The sequence below is a fragment of the Stenotrophomonas sp. AR029 genome, assembly GCF_047520695.2.
Lineage (GTDB): Bacteria > Pseudomonadota > Gammaproteobacteria > Xanthomonadales > Xanthomonadaceae > Stenotrophomonas > Stenotrophomonas sepilia.
The window spans coordinates 18,650-35,074 of sequence record NZ_JAXBQQ020000009.1 but is presented as its reverse complement, the minus strand read 5'-3'; the positions used below and the strand labels follow the sequence as shown (position 1 = coordinate 35,074).

Sequence of the window (16,425 nt, the reverse complement as noted above, 5' to 3'; positions counted from 1 at the left end):
AATCTGCGCCCTACACCCACCCTGCTACCCTGTCTTCCCCCCGAGACGTTCAAGCTGCCGCCATGAGCCGACTGCGCATCTACGACGACACCCGCCCCGATTCGCCGCTGCTGGACACCCAGGACGGCGCGGTCATCACTGCCGAGCTGCAGAAGATCGGCGTCACCTTCGAGCGCTGGCAGGCCACCGCGCCCGTCGCACCGGGCGCCAGCCAGGAGGAAGTATTCGCCGCCTACCGCGCTGACATCGACCGCCTGGTCGCCGAGCGCGGCTTCAAGAGCGTGGACGTAGCCTCGATCGCCCCGGACAACCCGAATCGCGCCGAGCTGCGCAAGAAGTTCCTCGACGAGCACTTCCACAAGGAAGACGAAGTGCGCTTCTTCGTTGCTGGCTCGGGCCTGTTCACCCTGCACGTGGGTGACAAGGTCTATGAGATCGAATGCGTGAAGGACGACCTGATCGCCGTGCCCGATGGCACCACCCACTGGTTCGACATGGGCGAGGAACCCAGCTTCGTGGCGATCCGCTTCTTCACCGAGCCGGACGGCTGGGTCGGCCATTTCACCGGCACCGACATCGCGCAGAAGTTCCCTCGTTACGTACCCACCCAGGCGTCCTGATCCATGCAAGCCCGCGTCATCCTGACCGACATCGAAGGCACCACCAGCAGCATCTCGTTCGTCAAGAACGTGCTGTTCCCCTATGCGCGCAAGGCGTTGCCCGCGTTTGTCGCCGAGCATGGCCAGCAGCCTGAAGTCCGCCGCTGGCTGGACGCGGTGGCTACCGAGATCGGCGGTGCCTGCAAGGACAATCTGGTAGCCGAGACGCTGCAGGGCTGGATCGACCAGGACCGCAAGCACACCGCCCTGAAGGCGCTGCAGGGGCTGATCTGGGACGAAGGATACCGCCGTGGCGACTACACCGCGCACTTCTACCCGGAAGTGGCGCCGGTGCTGAAGGGCTGGCACGCTTCCGGCCTGCCGCTGTACGTGTACTCCTCCGGTTCGGTGCCGGCGCAGAAGCTGTTCTTCGGGTTCAGCGACGCCGGCGACCTCAGCCCGCTGGTGTCGGGCTGGTTCGATACCGAAGTCGGCGGCAAGCGCGAGGCCGACAGCTACCGCCGCATCGTGCAGGCCATCGGCGTACCGGCCGGCGAGATCCTGTTCCTGTCCGATGTGGTGGAAGAACTGGATGCCGCCCGCGAAGCCGGGTTGCAGACCCGCCTGATCGATCGCCTGGATGATTACCCGATGCCGCGTACCGGCCAGGCCGCCAACGGCCACGAACGGGTCGAGAATTTCCAGCAGATCCAGCTGTAAGCAAAATGGTAGGTGCCAACCTTGGTTGGCATGCTGCTGGTGTGCCAACCAAGGTTGGCACCTACCAAAGCGGGAAACCCCTCAACGGTCGTTGAGGGTCTTCACCTTCAGCGCTTCGCGCAGGGTAACCAGATCCACCGGGCCGCGCACCGCGATATCACGTGTTTCGCCCGGCAGCAGGTCCAGCAGGTTGTCTTCGACCTGCACATCCAGCGCGCCGAAGTCGATCCACGCCGCGCGCACGTACGCCGCGCTTTCCAGCCGCAGACGATAGTGGTCCCCTTCGATGGACAACGTGGCCTTGAGTTTCTGCCGCGGCAACAGCTGGTCCTTGGCCTCAACGAAACCGACCACCTGCCGCGCGCTCACGTCGCCGTGCTGCAGCAACTCGAACACCGCCACCGTACGCGTCGGGTCGGCACCGGCCAGCAGCTCTGCATCGCTGAAATCGCCCATCGAGGTGACACCCGCCGCCACCAACGTCACCGTTTCCTCGCGACGACGCAGCACCTTCCCCTCCACGTCCATCACCCGCAGACGCCAGCGCGCTTCCAGTGAGGCGCCATCATTGATCAGGCGCACCCGCGTGCTGCCCTCGTCGCGCAGCGCTGCCACCGTCACTGGCGCGAAGAAACGCCGCGCGGCGAAGTGCAGCGCCTTCCAGCGGCCGAAATAGTCCACGCTGGACCACGAGGCGCCGGGCCAGACATCGTTGAGCTGCCAGTACAGCGAACCCATCGTGTATGGCCGCGAGGCGCGATGATGCAGCGCCGCCAGTGCGATGCCATCGGCCTGCATCACTTGGCTGAGATAGACGAAGTCCTCGAAGTCCTTCGGCGTGCCGTAACCCAGTTCGATGTAGTGCAGCAGGCGGCTGTTGCCCTCGCCGGCCATGAATTTCTGGTGCGCGCGGATCACCGGGCTGTCGATGCGCTGTTCGGCGCGGGTGGCGATCTGGTCCACTGTCGCCACCGACGGCCACGCCTGCAGCCCGTACTCGGACATGAAGCGCGGCGTCTCGCGCAGGTAGGCCTGCACCGGCAACGCCGGATTGCCCCAGACCTGCCAGTAGTGCTTGTCGCCACGCGTTGAATCGTTGGCCTTCTCGTCAAGGTCGTTGCTCGGTGAGCTGGACCAGTACGGCACGCCCAGCCCCTCCTCGCCCACAACCTGGCGCAGGTCGTTGCCGAACAGGTCGACGTAGCCCTGCCAGACCTTCGCCGCAAATGCCGGGTCGGCCGCCTTCAGGTCGCGGCCGTGGCCCCAGTCCTTCCAGGCGGTTTCTTCCTCGTTGTTGCCACACCACAGCACGATGCTGGGGTGATGGCGCAGACGACGTACGTTGTCGCGTGCTTCGGCCACCACGTTGGCACGAAACGCCGGATCGTAGCCCGGCTGCATGCCGCCGCCGAACATGAAGTCCTGCCACACCAGCAGGCCCAGTTCGTCGGCGATGTCGAAGAACGCGTCGTCCTCGTAGTAGCCGCCGCCCCAGTTGCGCAGCATGTTCATGTTTGCGTCGCGCGCGGCCGTCAGCACCTGGCGCAGGCGTGCGGCATCGACGCGCGCGGGGAAGGCATCGAACGGAATGACGTTAGCGCCCTTGGCGAAGATCTTCACGCCGTTGATGACGAAGGCAAAGCCCTGCCCGCCCTTGCGGTCTTCCTCGCGGCGCAGTTCGACCGTGCGCAGGCCGATGCGCTGTTCGCGCGCCAGCTCCGGCGTGCCACCTTGGTCCAGGCGGGCCTGCACCATGTAGCGGTCCTGCGCACCGTGGCCGACTGGCCACCAGCGCCGCGGATCGGCCAGTTCAACCGGAACCTCGATGCTGTTCTGGCCGGGCTTCAGCAGCACCGTGCGCTGCACCTGGGCCACGTTGCGGCCCTGCGGATCGCGCACATCCACATTCACCACGGCCGAGCCCGCCGCCGCGCCCTGCTCCACTTGCAGCAGCACGGCCAGCTTCGCCTGCTCCGCGCTCAATGCATCTGTACGCACCGCAAGATCGGTCAGGCGGTGAGCCTCCCAGGCCTGCAGGTCAACCCCGCGCCAGACGCCGGCGGTGACATAGCGAGGCCCCCAGTCCCAGCCAAAGTGGTAGGCCGGCTTCCGCGCGAAGTTGCCGACCATCGCCTCCTTCGGCTCATCGCCATACGGCGACGGGTAGTTGCCAGCGATTTTGTGCGGCATTGCCTGCACGCCCGGCAGCAGGGTGCGGATAGGCGAACGGAACACGATCTGCAGTTCATTGTCCCTGGCCCGCAGGCGCCCATTCACGCGCGCGCGCCAGGTCCGGTGCGCGTTGTCCGCGCGCAACAGCGGCTTGCCGTTGAGGCTGACGTCGGCGTAGGTATCCAGACCGTCGAAGCGCAGCTCGGCATTGGGCTTGGCCAGCGTCGCCGCATCCACGTCGAAGCGGGCGCGGTACTCCCAGGCGGCCAGGCCGATCCATTGCAGTTCGGCCTCTGGTGCGCCGACATACGGATCACGGATCAGTTCGTGAGCCAGCAGGTCGGTGTGCACGCTGCCCGGCACCGTCGCCGCCCGCCATTGCTGCAGACCTGGATGAGCGGCGCCCTGCGCGTCGCCGGGCAGCATACGGAACTCCCACTGTGCCTGCAGCGGCGTGGCAGCGACCGGGAAGGCGGACGCCGCGATCAGCAGCAGGAGCAGGCGGACAACGAGGGGAAGGCGATGCACGGGATGCTCCTGTCTTTCCGCCGGGCATGGTCCGGCGCTACCTGCAAGTCCAGTTCACGGCAGCGCCGGGCCATGCCCGGCGCTGCCGTGAACTGGACTTGCAGGTAGCGCCGGACCATGCCCGGCGCGCCAACCTCAACGCACCACGTTCAACACTTCGTAGCACGCACCCATGGTGTGGTAATCCACCTTGCCGGCCGGGCTCTTCTCGTCGCTGTACTTGCGATTGTCGGCATCGAGGATGCGGAACCAGGCGCCGTACCGGTGATCGACGAAGTGTTCCCACGAATACGCCCAGATACGCTCGTACCACTGCCAATAGCGGTCATCGCCGGTACGCTTGGCCATCAGTGCGGCGGTCGCAAGCGTCTCCGCCTGCACCCAGAAATACTTGTCGTCGTCGCAGACGAAACTGTCGCCACCGATCGGGGCGCCATCCATGCCCGGCTGCCGGCGCGACTCCGGCGCGAAACCGTAGTACAGGCCACCCCGCGCCTCGTCCCAGCTGCGCGCCACGGCCACGTCGAACAGGTGCTGCGCGGTCGGCACCAGCCAGTCGACTTGCACATGGCGGTCCAGGATCAACAACAGCTTGGCCCATTCGGTCTGGTGGCCCGGCTGGAAGCCCCACGGGCGGAACAGGTGCTTGGGGTCGTCCAGGTTGTAGTCCCAGTCGATCTCCCAGTTGGAATCGTAGTGCTCCCACACCAGGCCACCGGCCTTGGCGGCCTGGCGGCGGGTCATGTTGTCGGCCAGCTGCAGCGCGCGCTCCACATAGCGCTGTTCGCCGCTGGCCTCGAAGGCGGCCAGCATCGCCTCGCACATGTGCATGTTGGCGTTCTGGCCACGGTAGCCGGTGAAATTCCACTGCCCATCGGCTTCGTCCTTGTAGAGGCCGTGCTGCGGCTCCCAGAAGCGCGCTTCCAGCAGCTGCCAGGTCTCGTCCATCCATGCGCGGGCCTGTTCGAGACCGGCCTTCAGTGCGCAGCTGTAGGCCAGCAGCACGAACGCCACGCCGTAGCAGTGGTTCATGTCATCCTCGACCTTGCCATCGCGCAGGGTCCAGGCGTAACCGCCGGTGGCCGGGTTGCGGTGCACCTCGCGCAGGTAGCGCACGCCGTGCTCGACTGCCTCACGGTATTCGGCGTTGCCGAATTCGCGGTAGGCCATCGCATAGTTGAAGACGAAACGCGTGCTGCTCACCAGATGGCGATGGTTGGCGTCGTAGATGCTGCCGTCGTCACGGAAGTAGTGGAAGAAGCCACCGTTCGGGTCGATGCAGCGCGGGTGGTAGAACGCCATCGTGTCGGCGATATGCGCGCGCAGGAACGCGGGCGAACGGAAGTCGGGGGAGGTGCTCATGCGGTAATGTCCTGGGCCTGCAGCAGCTGCTGCACTTCATCGAGCGAGGGCATCGCGGCGAACGCGCCCTTGCGGGTAACAGCCAGCGCACCGACCGCAGCACCGAAGCGCAGCGTGGCGGTGATCGCCTCCGGGTCCTTGCAGAAGGCGGCAAAACCGGCACCGGCGCCGCCGCGCTCCAGCAGCCCAACCAGCACGCCACCGACGAAAGCATCGCCAGCCGCCGTGGTGTCGACGGTAGCCACGCGGAAGCTTGTGATCGTGCCGTGGTTGTCGCGCGTGTACCAGTGCAGCGTGGCCGCACCGTCGGTGACGATCACCCAGCGCGCGCGCGCAGCGAGCAGGCGCCGCAGTACCGCTGCCTCGCCATCGGCACCCAGCGGCGCGGCCAGGTAGTCCAGCTCCTCGCGCGACAGCTTGACCAGGTCGGCGCGTTCCAGCGCCTGCCACAGGCGCGGTGTCGGGTCCTCGTTCGCCGGCCACAGCGCCGGACGCAGATTGAGGTCGAGGCTGACCACCGCGCCAGCCGCACGCGCGCGATCCATGCCGGCGAAGGTCGCCTCGGCGATGGCCGCTTCGGTCAGGCTGTTGGAACAGACATGGAAGCACTGTGCGCTGTCGAAGCACGCCGCCTGGAAGTCGCTGTCACGGAACAGCAGGTCGGCTGCCGGCGGGCGATAGAAGCTGAAGCTGCGCTCGCCGCTGGCATCCAGTGCGACGAAGGCCAGTGCGGTCTTGGCCGCATCGGTACGCACGATGTAATCCGTGCCCACGCCGTGCTCGACCAGGCTGTCGGCCAGGAAGTCGCCGAACATGTCGCGGCCCAGCGTGCCGACGAACTGCGTCTTCGCACCCAACCGTGCGGCCGCAACGGCAACGTTGGCCGGTGCACCACCGGCGTACTGCAGGAAGGCGCGCGGCGTGTCGGCCGAGGCCGGCGGCTGCGCTAGTAGATCGATCAAAATTTCGCCGAAGCAAACGATGCCACCCATTCCGGACTCAGCCTCCCTGCGTTGCGGAGGCCGGCGTACGCGCGCCGACCAGTCCGTAGAAAATGATGTAGCCGTAGCACAGCAGCGGCAGGATGAAGCTGGCCTGCACACCGATGTGGTCGGCCAGGACGCCCTGCAGGTACGGCACCACGGCACCGCCGACGATGGCCATGATCAGCAGGCTGGAGCCCTTGTTGGTCAGTGGCCCCAGGCGCTCGATGCTCAGCGCGAAGATGGTCGGGAACATGATCGAGTTGAACAGGCCGATCGCCACCACCGAGTACAGCGCGATGTTGCCGGAGCTCAGCATGGTCGTGACCAGCAGCGCCACGTTGACCAGCGCGAAGATCGCCAGCAGGCGGCTGGGCGAGAAGCGCGCCAGCAGCGCTGAACCCGCGAAGCGGCCGATCATCGCCATCGTCCAGTAGGCCGACACGTAGTGCGTGGCTTCCTGTTCGCTGAAGCCACCGATGTTGGGCATCGACAGGTAGTTGACCAGGAAGCTGCCGATCGACACCTCAGCGCCGACGTAGAAGAAGATGCCCAGCACGCCCAGCAGCAGGTGGCGCTTGCGCAGCGCATCCAGGTAGCTGTGGTGGTGGCCCTGGTCGGCCTGCTCGGTGGCGTCGCTCAGCGCCGGCAGGCGGAACAGGAACACGAACAGCGCCAGCAGCACCAGCGCCACGGCCAGGCCCACGTACGGTCCCTGCACGGCCTGCGCCTCGGCGGCACGGTAGGCCAGCTGCTCGGCCGCCGGCAGCGCCGCGATGTCGTCAGCGCTCTTGACAGTGTTGGACAGGATCAGCATGCCGCCGAAGATCGGCGCGATGGCCGTGCCCAGCGAGTTCAGCGCCTGCGCCAGGGTCAGGCGGCTGGAACTGGTCTGTTCCGGGCCCAGCAGCGCGACGTACGGGTTGGCGGCGACCTGCAGCACGGTAATGCCCGTGGCCAGTACGAACAACGCACCGAGGAAGGCGCCGTACACGCGCAGTTCGGCCGCCGGCCAGAAGCCCAGCGCGCCAATGCCGGCGATCACCAGTCCAGCCACGATGCCCTTCTTGTAGCCCAGCGCCGCCACCAGGCGGCCCGCCGGCAGCGACATCAGGAAGTAAGTACCGAAGAAGGTGAACTGCACCAGCATCGCCTTGGCGTAGTTCAGTTCGAACACCGCCTTCAGGTGCGGGATCAGGATGTCATTGAGGCAGGTCAGGAAGCCCCACATGAAGAAGATCGTGGTCACGACAGCCAACGCCTTGCCGTTGGTGACGGCGGGTGCGTTGCCCGAAGAACCCGATGGACGGGGCGTTGCGGAGATCGGCATGCGGTACGCGCCTCGATGCGCGGAAGGTCGTTGTTGCGTGGAAGGGGTATGCGGAAGGAATCAGTTCGGTCGTGCGGCACTGCTTTCGCGGATGCGCAACTGCACCGGCGCGACCGTGCGCCGAGGCGGCGCGTCGGGTTCGTCCAGCCGCTGCAGCAGCAGCGCCGCAGCCTGGCGGCCACGCTCGCGCGGGTCGGCGGTGAGCGTGGTCAACGGCGGTACGGCCACCGCCGCCTCGGAAATATCATCGAAGCCGGTGACGGCGAAATCGCCGCCCGGACGGATGCCGCGCGAGTTCAAGCCCAGCATCAGGCCCAGCGCGACGGTGTCGTTGTAGCAGACCGCCGCACTCGGCCGATGACCGTCGGCGAAGAGTTCATCGGTGCGCGCTGCCGCTTCCAGGCGGTTCGGGGCCGACTCGATCATCCAGCCCGGCGGCAGCGAAAGACCGGCCTCGGCCAGCGCCTGCTGGAAACCCGCGCGGCGCTGGTGGCAGGAACTGGATGCGGCGTGGCCCCCGAAGAACGCGATCTGGCGGTGGCCGCGCTCAATCAGGTGGCGCGTGGCCAGATAGGCGCCGTGCTGGTTGTCCAGGGTCAGGAAGTCCCAGTCGGCCCCGGCCAGTTCGCGGTTGAACAGCAGCACGTTGGCATTGGCACCCAGTGCCTGCCGCAGCTGTGCGGTATCGCTGCCCTCGGCCGGCGACAGGATCAGGCCGGCCGGGGTGTGCTCCATCAGCGTGGACAGCACCGCCTGCTGCCGCTCCGGCGATTCACCCGTGCTGCCGAGCAGGGTCACGTAGCCACGCCCGCCCAACGCCTCGTCCACACCCGATGCGAACTCGGCGAAGAACGGGTTGGAGAGATCGTTGATCACCAGCGCGATGCTCGACGAGGTACGACGGCGCAGGTTGGCCGCCGCGCGGTTGTAGACGTAACGCTGGCGGCGCAGTTCGGCCTCGACCTTGGCGCGGGTATCGACGTTGACCAGCGGGCTGCCACGCAGCACCAGCGACACGGTTGCCCGTGACACGCCGATCGCGCGCGCGATGTCGGTCACCGTCACCGCCTTGCCGGCGCGCTTGCTGGGACTGTTGCCGTTGTCGTTCATCGTCTTCCCGGACTCCGCTGGAGGCTCAAGCCTAATGGATCAGGGCCGTGTCGTGCCGTGCCGTTCGCTGGGTCAGCGCGAACGGCACAGTCCGGCTCAGCGCAGCTGGCTGCCCGGTGCCGCGCACCAGGACACCGGCAGGTCCTTCACCGCGGTGCCCCAGCCCTGCTCCGGCGCCTTCGCGTCGAGCGCGAACTGCAGGCGCGGGCCCTGCTGCAGGCGGTCCCAGTCCAACCACACCGGTGCATGCGCCTGGCCGTCGACCCGCACACCCTGCACGTATTGCAGGCGGCGGCCATCGGCTCCCTGCGCGTCGATGCGCAGGGTTCGGCCATTGCCCATATCCACTTCGACCTTGCTGAAGCGCGGCGCGTGCAGCAGGAACTGGCCGCTGCCCGGCACCGCCGGGTACACGCCGATGGCGCTGAACAGGTACCAGGCCGACATCGTGCCGAGGTCATCGTTGCCGGTCACGCCATTAGGGGCATTGGTGAACAACTGCTGCGCGGCACGCACCACGGCGGCGGTCTTCCACGGCTGGCCGATCAGCGTGTACAGCCACGGCGAGTGCAGGTCCGGCTCGTTGTTCGGGTTGTAGCGGAACTGGTTGTAGTAGCTGTACGGCCCCACCACCCACGCCTTGCGGGCGGCATTGAGCGGATCGGCCTGCAGCGCGTCCATCGCGAAGAACGCATCCAGGCGGCGACCGGCCTGTTCGCGGCCGTCCATCGCTTCGACCAGGCCGGGCACGTCCTGCTGCGCCAGCCACTGGTACTGCCACGCCGTGCCCTCATGGAAACCGTGGTGCGAACGCGGGCTGTAGTGGCCATCGGCCGGCGTGTACCACTGGCCATCCTCGGTGCGCGGGCGCGGGAAGCCGGTGAAACCCGTCTCGGCATCCCGCACCTGCGGGTCCCACACCTTGCGCCAGTTGCGGCCACGCTCACGCAGCGTCGCCGCATCCTGCGCATGGCCCAGGCCATCGGCCATCTGCGAGAGCGCGCAGTCGGCCAACGCATACTCCAGCGTGGCCGAACCACCATGGTGTGGATCGACATCCATGCCCTTGGACGGGAACGCGCGGTCGTAGGCCACATAGCCCTTGTCCAGGTAGGTCGGGTTGCCGGAGCGTCCGGCCATGCGCGAGTTCAGTGGCGGCGTGCCGAAGGCATTGCGGCGCAGTGCATCCCAGGCCTGTGATTCACGGCCCTTGAGCGCGCCGAAGCGCCACAGGTCGACCATGAACGGCGTGACCGGATCGCCGGTCATGATGTTGGTCTCGAAGTTGGCATAACCCCAGCGCGGCAGCCAACCGACCTGTTCGTCGATCGCCAGCAGGGTACGGCCGATGTCGCGCGCCACGTCCGGGCGGGTCAGCGCCAGCCACTGGTTCTGCGCGCGGTAGGTATCCCACAGCGAGAAGTACTCGTAATAGGTCCAGCCATCGGCGCGGTGGATACCGTCGTCATAACCGCGGTAGCGGCCGTCGGCGTCGTTGCCGGTCATCGGCTGCAGCAGTGCGTGATAGACCGCGCTGTAGAACACCGCGCGGTCGTCGGCAGTGCCGCCCTGAACACGCACCCGGCCCAGCTGCTCGCGCCAGGACTGCTGGGACAGCGCACGCATGCGGTCGAAGCCGAGCAGCACCCCATTCTGCATGCCTTCTGCGCGCAGGTTGGTGCGCGCGCCTTCGGCATCCACGTGCGAGATCGCGCTGACCGCCGTCACCGACTGGCCCTTGGCCAGGTCGAAGCTGAGCCAGGCGCCGTTCGGCTTCTGCTCGCCTTCCATGCTGTGGCGCGCGCCCGGCAGGCCACCGCCCTCACCCCAGGTGCCATGCGCCTTGAACGGACGGTCAAACTCGATGCGGAACCAGGTGGTGTACTGGTGGCCGCCACAGAAGCTCTTGGTGACCAGTTTGCCTTCCACCACACGATCGCCGACCACATCGACCACGCTGCCGATCACCGAATGGCGCTCGTTGGCCTGGCCGACATTGACGAGCACGTGGCCATCGCCGCTGCGCTGGCTGAAGGTGTAGCGCTCGGCGGCGGCACGGGTGCGCGCGGTGGCTTCCGCATCGATGCCGCCGTAGCTGGTCAGGCGCACCTTGTAGTAGCCGGCCTGGCCGACCTCGCCATCGTGGGTGTAGGTCGATGCGTAGGCCTTGTGGTCGAACTGCTTGGCATTGCCGGTATCGAAATCGCCGCCCGGACCGATCGAACCGGTCACCGGCAGCACCGACACCTGCCCGCCCTGTTCCCAGCAACCCGCGCCGGACAGGAAGGAGTGGCCGAACCCGCGGATCTTCTCGTCGTCATAGCGCCAGCCCGAGTAGTGGCTGCCGATCGGACTGACCTGGATCAGGCCGAACGGTGCCGACGCACCCGGGAACGTGTTGCCGTCGTCCTTGCTGCCGATGAAGGTATTGACCTCGCGTTCCAGCGCGGCCGGTGCGGCCTGCAGCAGCACCGGCACTGACGACAGCGCGAGCAGGCAGGCCAGGCGCACCAGCGGGCGCGAGGACAATGGGACGGCGGGAGCGGACGGCACTGGACGCATGTCGGGTTCCTGTAGTCGATGACGCGGAGGCAGACGGCCGGGGCCGTCCGGCACCGTTCCGCTGAGCCCTGCCCTGACCTGCAGAGAGCTCCCCCTGGAATGACGCCCGACCCAGCAGACCGTGAATTTAGATCGATTCAAGTAGAGCATGCAGGTTCAGCCGAATGCATTCTGCGGCGCAGCATGAGATGGGGTGTTCGGCAGGGCTGCGCCCTGCACCTGCCGAAGCAACAGCCGAAGCCGAAGCAAAGGCCGAAGCAAAAGCTGGTTTCCTGAGGGATGGCGGGACGGGTCCGGTTGCGGGGGACGCCGTAAACCCATCCCTGGGGGCTTGGCCGCGGCATCCATGCCGCGGACACCCCCGCAACCGGACCCACCCCGCCTTCGACAGATTTCCGCGATCTGTGGATCCACGCCATGCGTGGATGAATCTCTGTCGGATAACGAAATCAATCGGGGTCAGATCCGTTTTCCAACGGAAAACGGATCTGACCCCATGCCGTTCCACATTCCGTCGCCAGGACAATCCAACCGTCACCGGGAAACTGTCGAAGGTGGGGCGGTGTCGGATTGCGGGGTGTCCGCGGCATGGATGCCGCGGCCAAGCCCCCATGGACGGGTTTACGGCGTCCCCGCAATCCGACACCGCCCCGCCAAGCCACAGACAACCCAGAGCCGCTTTGGCTTTGGCTTTGGCTGTTGCCGGCCAGCGGCCGGCACTACCGCAGGTGCAGGGCGCAGCCCTGCCAACTCCCCCTCCCCTGCGCACGAAAACGATTTCACTGATTTCAGCAAACCGTCATCCCTTCGCCACGCCAGTACCATATTGCGCAGCAGCATGCGCCTGCGGGCGACCCGTGCTAAAAAACGCCCGCCCATCGCTTAGATCGATCCAAGACGACGCTGCGATGGCCGGGAGTTGGGGGAGCAGCAACAGGACGTACCAGGCCACGCGCGCGGCGCCACTGGCAGTTGCTTGGCGACAGCGACAAAGTCACTTCAAATTAGATCGATTCAAGTTGTCCGTGCCACGTCACCGGATCAATCCATGAGAGAGGGAGAGATGGGAATGAAGCATTCAACACGTACGCATGGTCAGGACGCATTGTCGTTGGCCATCGCGCTGGCCTTGGCCGCCGCCGTCATTCCGGGTGGCGCCGCCGCGCAACAGGCCGCTTCCACCGGCTCGCAGGACGCCACCACCCTGGACAGCGTCCAGGTCACCGGCTACCGCTACGCCACTGAAAAGAGCCTCGAGCAGAAGCGCGACGCCAACGCGGTGGTCGAGGTGATCACCGCCGAGGACGTCGGCAAGTTCCCCGACAAGAACGTGGCCGACGCACTGCAGCGCGTGCCCGGCGTGGTCATCACCCGCAGCGGTGGCGAAGGCAAGAGTGTCAGCGTGCGCGGCCTCGCGCCGGACCTGACCCTGACCCAGTTGAACGGCAACTTCGTCGCCTCGTCGGAGACCAACAACGAAGCGACGCGCTCCTTCAACTACACCCTGCTGCCATCGAACATGTTGTCCAGCGCGGAGCTGTTCAAGTCGCCGGAAGCACACATCGACGAAGGCGGCATCGGCGGCACGGTCATCCTGCATACCCGCCGCCCGCTGGACATGGAATCCAACTCCGGCTACGTGAACCTGGAGGGCACCACCTCCGATACCAGCCACGATGTCGATCCGCAGGCGTCCGCGCTGTACTCGTGGCACAGCAAGGATGAGCGCTTCGGCGTCCTCGTCGGCGTGACCCAGCAGAAGCGCACCACCCGCACCATGGAAGCCAGCACCGAGGACTACCAGTGGTACGGCAATGGCACCACGGCCCGCGATGCCAACGGCAACCTGCTGGAGCAGGATGGCATCCACTACTGGTGGGGCCAGTCCGGCTTCAACAACCAGGCTGGCAAGAACTACAGCGAATTCTTCATGCCGACCTCGGTGAACTTCGCGGTGAAGGAAGAAAAGCGCGAGCGCAAGGGCGGCCAGCTGACCTTCCAGTTCAAGCCGGTCGACAACGTCACGATGACCGCGAACTACTTCCGCTTCGAGCTGCAGGGTGACTACACCCAGAACATGCTGAAGGTGCCGGAGTGGAACCTGGCCCGCTACAACCAGGACGGCAACTGGGCCGGCGGCCGCCTGCTCAACGGCCTGGATTTCGACCCGAGTGGCAGCATCGTCACGGGTGCGCAGTACCAGAAGCTGGCCGGAAAGACCTATTACTGCAGTGAGGAAGAAGCAGCGGCAGCCGGCCTGGAACCCGGTGGCTGGGGCCCGGACGACTGCACCATCCCCACTCCGCAGCTCACCGGTGGATACAGCAAGGAAAAGGCACTGTCGCAGACCGCCGACCTGACCATCGACTGGGATATCAGCCCGCTGTGGAAGGCCTCGTTCACCGGCGGCCGCACCTGGTCCGAAGGTGGTCCGTCGATGAATTTCCGCATGTCGGCCAAGCCGCGCCGCAAGGTTGGCAACCAGTGGCAGTCCGGCAACCAGTACACCGCCTGGGACCTGACCGGCACGCCGTCGGTGCAGTTCTCGCCGGACCTGCAGCAGCAGTTGATGGCGGGCGTGGCCGAAGTCGATACCGGCTCGACCGATTCGTCGTGGATGCAGACCGAGGTCAAGCAGAACTACTTCCAGGCCGACGTCACCAAGCTGTTCGAGGCCGGCTGGCTGGATTCGATCCAGTTCGGCGCCAAGTACCGCGATGGCAAGGTCCACCGCAACACCGGCAACACCTATTGGGTGTGCCCGGGCCTGGATCCGTCCGACTATGACAACAACCGCTACCAGGCCGGTTGCGATCCGACCGCAGGCGATGCGCAGCCGGGCTTCTTCCTGTCCAACCCGATCAGCAACATCACCGGCGCGTTCAACGCCAACGTGTTCCCGGGCATCAACTACCCGGCCTACATCGACTACCTGAACAAGACCTACGGTGGCTCGCACAACCGCACCGAAGAAGACTTCGTCTACGACGTCAACGAGAAGATTTATTCCGGCTACTTCCAGGCCAACTTCCGCACTGAGCGGGTACGCGGCAACATCGGCGTGCGCGTGGTGCGGACCAAGCAGTTCGCCCAGTCCAGCGATTCGGTCGAGCGCTTCAACGACTATTTCGTCGACAACGCCAGCGGCGCGCCGATGAGCTGCGATGATCCGGCCGCCGACCCGAACCTGCGCTGCCAGGGTGGCTTCGTCCGCCTGCCCGACCCGCAGGTGCGCGACAAGGTGTATGCCCTGTCGTCGCTGGAAAAGACCTATACCGACGTGCTGCCCAGCTTCAACATTGCCTGGGACATCACCGACAACCTGGTGCTGCGTGGCGCGGCGTCGAAGGTGGTCGCGCGCCCGAGCTACACCAGCATCGCCTATCCCGGTGGCCTGCGCTACATCAGCGAAGAGTACGCCAACGACCGCCGCGTCACCGGCGGCACCGACACGCCCGGCTGGTACGGCTCGGGCAGCAACAAGGCGCTGGAACCGTTCAAGGCGGTCCAGTTCGACCTGGGCCTGGAGTGGTACTTCAAGCCGGGCGCGGTCGCAGGTGTTTCGCTGTTCCGCAAGAACGTGGACAACTTCACCGTGCCGGTGGTGCGCGACCAGCAGATGAACGTCGGCGGGCAGTCGGTCACCGTGCAGAAGTACGAGACCCAGGCCAATGGCCGCGATGGCGTGTCGCAGGGCGTGGAACTGTATGGCCAGTACACGTTCGACTTCGGGCTGGGCGTGCAGGCCAACTACACCTACAACGACACCAACCTGGCCTCGATCGTGCTGGATGGCGAGGAAATCGGCTCCTCGCCGCTGGTCGGCAGTGCCAAGAACCAGGCCAACGTTACGGTGTTCTACGAGAACGAAAAGTTCCTGGCGCGCGCCTCGTACAACCGTCGAGGTGAAGTGGTCGGCGGCCTGAACAATGGCATGACCACCTACACCAAGCCTTACAGCCAGCTTGACCTGAACGTGGCCTACAACCTCACCCCGGACTGGACGGTGACCGCGGCCGTACTGAACGCCACCAAGTCCGAGCTGCGCAGCTACATCGGCAACGACAGCCAGGCCCGCCTGCTGTCCAATCTGTACGCCGGGCGCCAGCTGTATTTCGGCGTGAACTGGAAGTTCTGAGGCAGCGCCGGGCCTGGCCCGGCGCAGTCTTGCCCGCCCCGACGGGAATGGTCCTCCACGGCAGCCGCGCTGGTACAGGCGGCTGCCGTTTTCATTTGCCTGCACCGCCGTTCAGCCACCTGCTTGACCCTGCCATCGTTGGAAGGTGCACACTGGTTTCACCTCACGAGCACCGAAGGAGCTACAGATGGAATTCCATGTTGACGGCATGACCTGCGGCGGCTGCGCGCGCAGCGTGACCCGCGCGATCCAGCAGATCGATCCGAGCGCCAGTGTGGTGGCCGATCCGCCGACCGGCCTGGTCAAGGTGCAGACCACTGCATCACAGGAGCAGGTGTTCGCCGCGCTGAAGGATGCGGGGTTCCCGCCGCGCACTGCCTGATCCCCTGCTTTCTGCCACAGCGGAGCCCGCCCCCTGCACTGTCACTGGGCGGGCTTTTCAGTGCATGCGAACATGAAAACTCAGTGCTTGCGTGCGCGGCGGCGCACCGCGCCGGTCTTGGCCGCTTCCACCGGCAGCGGAGCCTCATCGTCTTCACCCAGCCGCTGCAGGATCGGGCATTCCGGGCGCTCATCGCCGGCACAGCAGCGGATCAGCGATTTCAGCGTGTCGGCCATCTGCCGCATGTGCTCGATGCGCTGTTCCAGGTCGGCGATGTGCTGCTCGGCCAGCTGCTTGACGTCGGCACTGTGGCGCGACGTGTCGTTCCACAGGCCCAGCAGGTCGCCGATTTCGGCCACCTGGAAGCCGAGATCGCGCGCGCGGCGGATGAAGCGCAGGCGATGGATGTCGGCCTGCGAATACGCCCGATAGCCCGACTCCGTTCTATCCGCCGCAGGAATCAGGCCGATCTGTTCGTAGTAGCGGATCATTTTCGCCGACACGCTGGAGGCCTTGGCGGCGTCACCGATATTCATGCG

The 16,425-nt window shown here is 66.1% G+C and carries 11 protein-coding genes; 4 read left to right on the top strand and 7 right to left on the bottom strand.

The window, feature by feature from the left end; all coding sequences use genetic code 11:
• Positions 1 to 62 precede the first annotated feature (62 nt).
• Both ACM0PB_RS19390 and mtnC read left to right on the top strand, forming a co-directional pair.
• Positions 63 to 620, top strand: coding sequence for a 1,2-dihydroxy-3-keto-5-methylthiopentene dioxygenase (locus tag ACM0PB_RS19390; protein ID WP_065177596.1), 558 nt, complete (start codon positions 63 to 65; stop codon positions 618 to 620).
• Positions 621 to 623: 3 nt separating this feature from the next.
• Positions 624 to 1,319 (top strand): acireductone synthase, encoded by a 696-nt coding sequence (mtnC, locus tag ACM0PB_RS19385; protein ID WP_134955628.1) that lies wholly within the window; start codon positions 624 to 626, stop codon positions 1,317 to 1,319.
• An 81-nt stretch (positions 1,320 to 1,400) separates the two neighbouring features.
• Here the strand turns inward: mtnC and ACM0PB_RS19380 are convergent, their stop codons facing one another.
• The 6 genes from ACM0PB_RS19380 to ACM0PB_RS19355 form a co-directional block, all read right to left on the bottom strand.
• Positions 1,401 to 4,019, bottom strand: coding sequence for a beta-mannosidase (locus ACM0PB_RS19380; protein ID WP_329888927.1), 2,619 nt, complete (start codon positions 4,017 to 4,019; stop codon positions 1,401 to 1,403).
• Positions 4,020 to 4,154: 135 nt separating this feature from the next.
• The gene (locus tag ACM0PB_RS19375) at positions 4,155 to 5,381 is read right to left on the bottom strand and encodes an AGE family epimerase/isomerase (RefSeq protein WP_065177594.1); all 1,227 of its coding nucleotides are present in this window, start codon (positions 5,379 to 5,381) and stop codon (positions 4,155 to 4,157) included.
• Entirely contained in the window at positions 5,378 to 6,373 is a 996-nt protein-coding gene (locus ACM0PB_RS19370; RefSeq protein WP_164093669.1) for a carbohydrate kinase family protein, read from the bottom strand. The genes ACM0PB_RS19375 and ACM0PB_RS19370 overlap by 4 nt, the downstream gene beginning before the upstream one ends.
• 7 nt (positions 6,374 to 6,380) lie before the next feature.
• A complete protein-coding gene (gene fucP / locus ACM0PB_RS19365; RefSeq protein WP_005416346.1) occupies positions 6,381 to 7,694 on the bottom strand; it encodes an L-fucose:H+ symporter permease in 1,314 nt (437 codons plus the stop codon).
• Between the two features lie 60 nt (positions 7,695 to 7,754).
• The gene (locus ACM0PB_RS19360) at positions 7,755 to 8,804 is read right to left on the bottom strand and encodes a LacI family DNA-binding transcriptional regulator (RefSeq protein WP_005416345.1); all 1,050 of its coding nucleotides are present in this window, start codon (positions 8,802 to 8,804) and stop codon (positions 7,755 to 7,757) included.
• 96 nt (positions 8,805 to 8,900) lie between these two features.
• A complete protein-coding gene (locus ACM0PB_RS19355) occupies positions 8,901 to 11,366 on the bottom strand; it encodes a GH92 family glycosyl hydrolase (RefSeq protein WP_235649550.1) in 2,466 nt (821 codons plus the stop codon).
• A 1,063-nt stretch (positions 11,367 to 12,429) separates the two neighbouring features.
• Here ACM0PB_RS19355 and ACM0PB_RS19350 point away from each other — a divergent pair.
• Complete coding sequence (locus ACM0PB_RS19350; protein WP_414604552.1) at positions 12,430 to 15,504, top strand: TonB-dependent receptor; 3,075 nt, start codon at positions 12,430 to 12,432, stop codon at positions 15,502 to 15,504.
• A gap of 187 nt (positions 15,505 to 15,691) precedes the next feature.
• Positions 15,692 to 15,886: a heavy-metal-associated domain-containing protein gene (locus ACM0PB_RS19345; protein ID WP_065184972.1), complete on the top strand. Its 195-nt coding sequence runs from the start codon at positions 15,692 to 15,694 to the stop codon at positions 15,884 to 15,886.
• 80 nt (positions 15,887 to 15,966) lie between these two features.
• Here ACM0PB_RS19345 and cueR read toward each other — a convergent pair whose 3' ends face one another.
• Positions 15,967 to 16,422: a Cu(I)-responsive transcriptional regulator gene (cueR, locus tag ACM0PB_RS19340; RefSeq protein ID WP_065177589.1), complete on the bottom strand. Its 456-nt coding sequence runs from the start codon at positions 16,420 to 16,422 to the stop codon at positions 15,967 to 15,969.
• Between the last annotated feature and the right edge of the window lie 3 nt (positions 16,423 to 16,425).

Bases quoted from the DNA above. Each gene is read 5' to 3' on its own strand.
- mtnC (WP_134955628.1), top strand. From the start codon at position 624: ATGCAAGCCCGCGTCATCCTGACCGACATCGAAGGCACCACCAGCAGC.
- ACM0PB_RS19390 (WP_065177596.1), top strand. From the start codon at position 63: ATGAGCCGACTGCGCATCTACGACGACACCCGCCCCGATTCGCCGCTG.
- ACM0PB_RS19350 (WP_414604552.1), top strand. From the start codon at position 12,430: ATGGGAATGAAGCATTCAACACGTACGCATGGTCAGGACGCATTGTCG.
- cueR (WP_065177589.1), bottom strand. From the start codon at position 16,422: ATGAATATCGGTGACGCCGCCAAGGCCTCCAGCGTGTCGGCGAAAATG.
- ACM0PB_RS19370 (WP_164093669.1), bottom strand. From the start codon at position 6,373: ATGGGTGGCATCGTTTGCTTCGGCGAAATTTTGATCGATCTACTAGCG.
- ACM0PB_RS19355 (WP_235649550.1), bottom strand. From the start codon at position 11,366: ATGCGTCCAGTGCCGTCCGCTCCCGCCGTCCCATTGTCCTCGCGCCCG.
- ACM0PB_RS19345 (WP_065184972.1), top strand. From the start codon at position 15,692: ATGGAATTCCATGTTGACGGCATGACCTGCGGCGGCTGCGCGCGCAGC.
- ACM0PB_RS19375 (WP_065177594.1), bottom strand. From the start codon at position 5,381: ATGAGCACCTCCCCCGACTTCCGTTCGCCCGCGTTCCTGCGCGCGCAT.
- ACM0PB_RS19360 (WP_005416345.1), bottom strand. From the start codon at position 8,804: ATGAACGACAACGGCAACAGTCCCAGCAAGCGCGCCGGCAAGGCGGTG.
- fucP (WP_005416346.1), bottom strand. From the start codon at position 7,694: ATGCCGATCTCCGCAACGCCCCGTCCATCGGGTTCTTCGGGCAACGCA.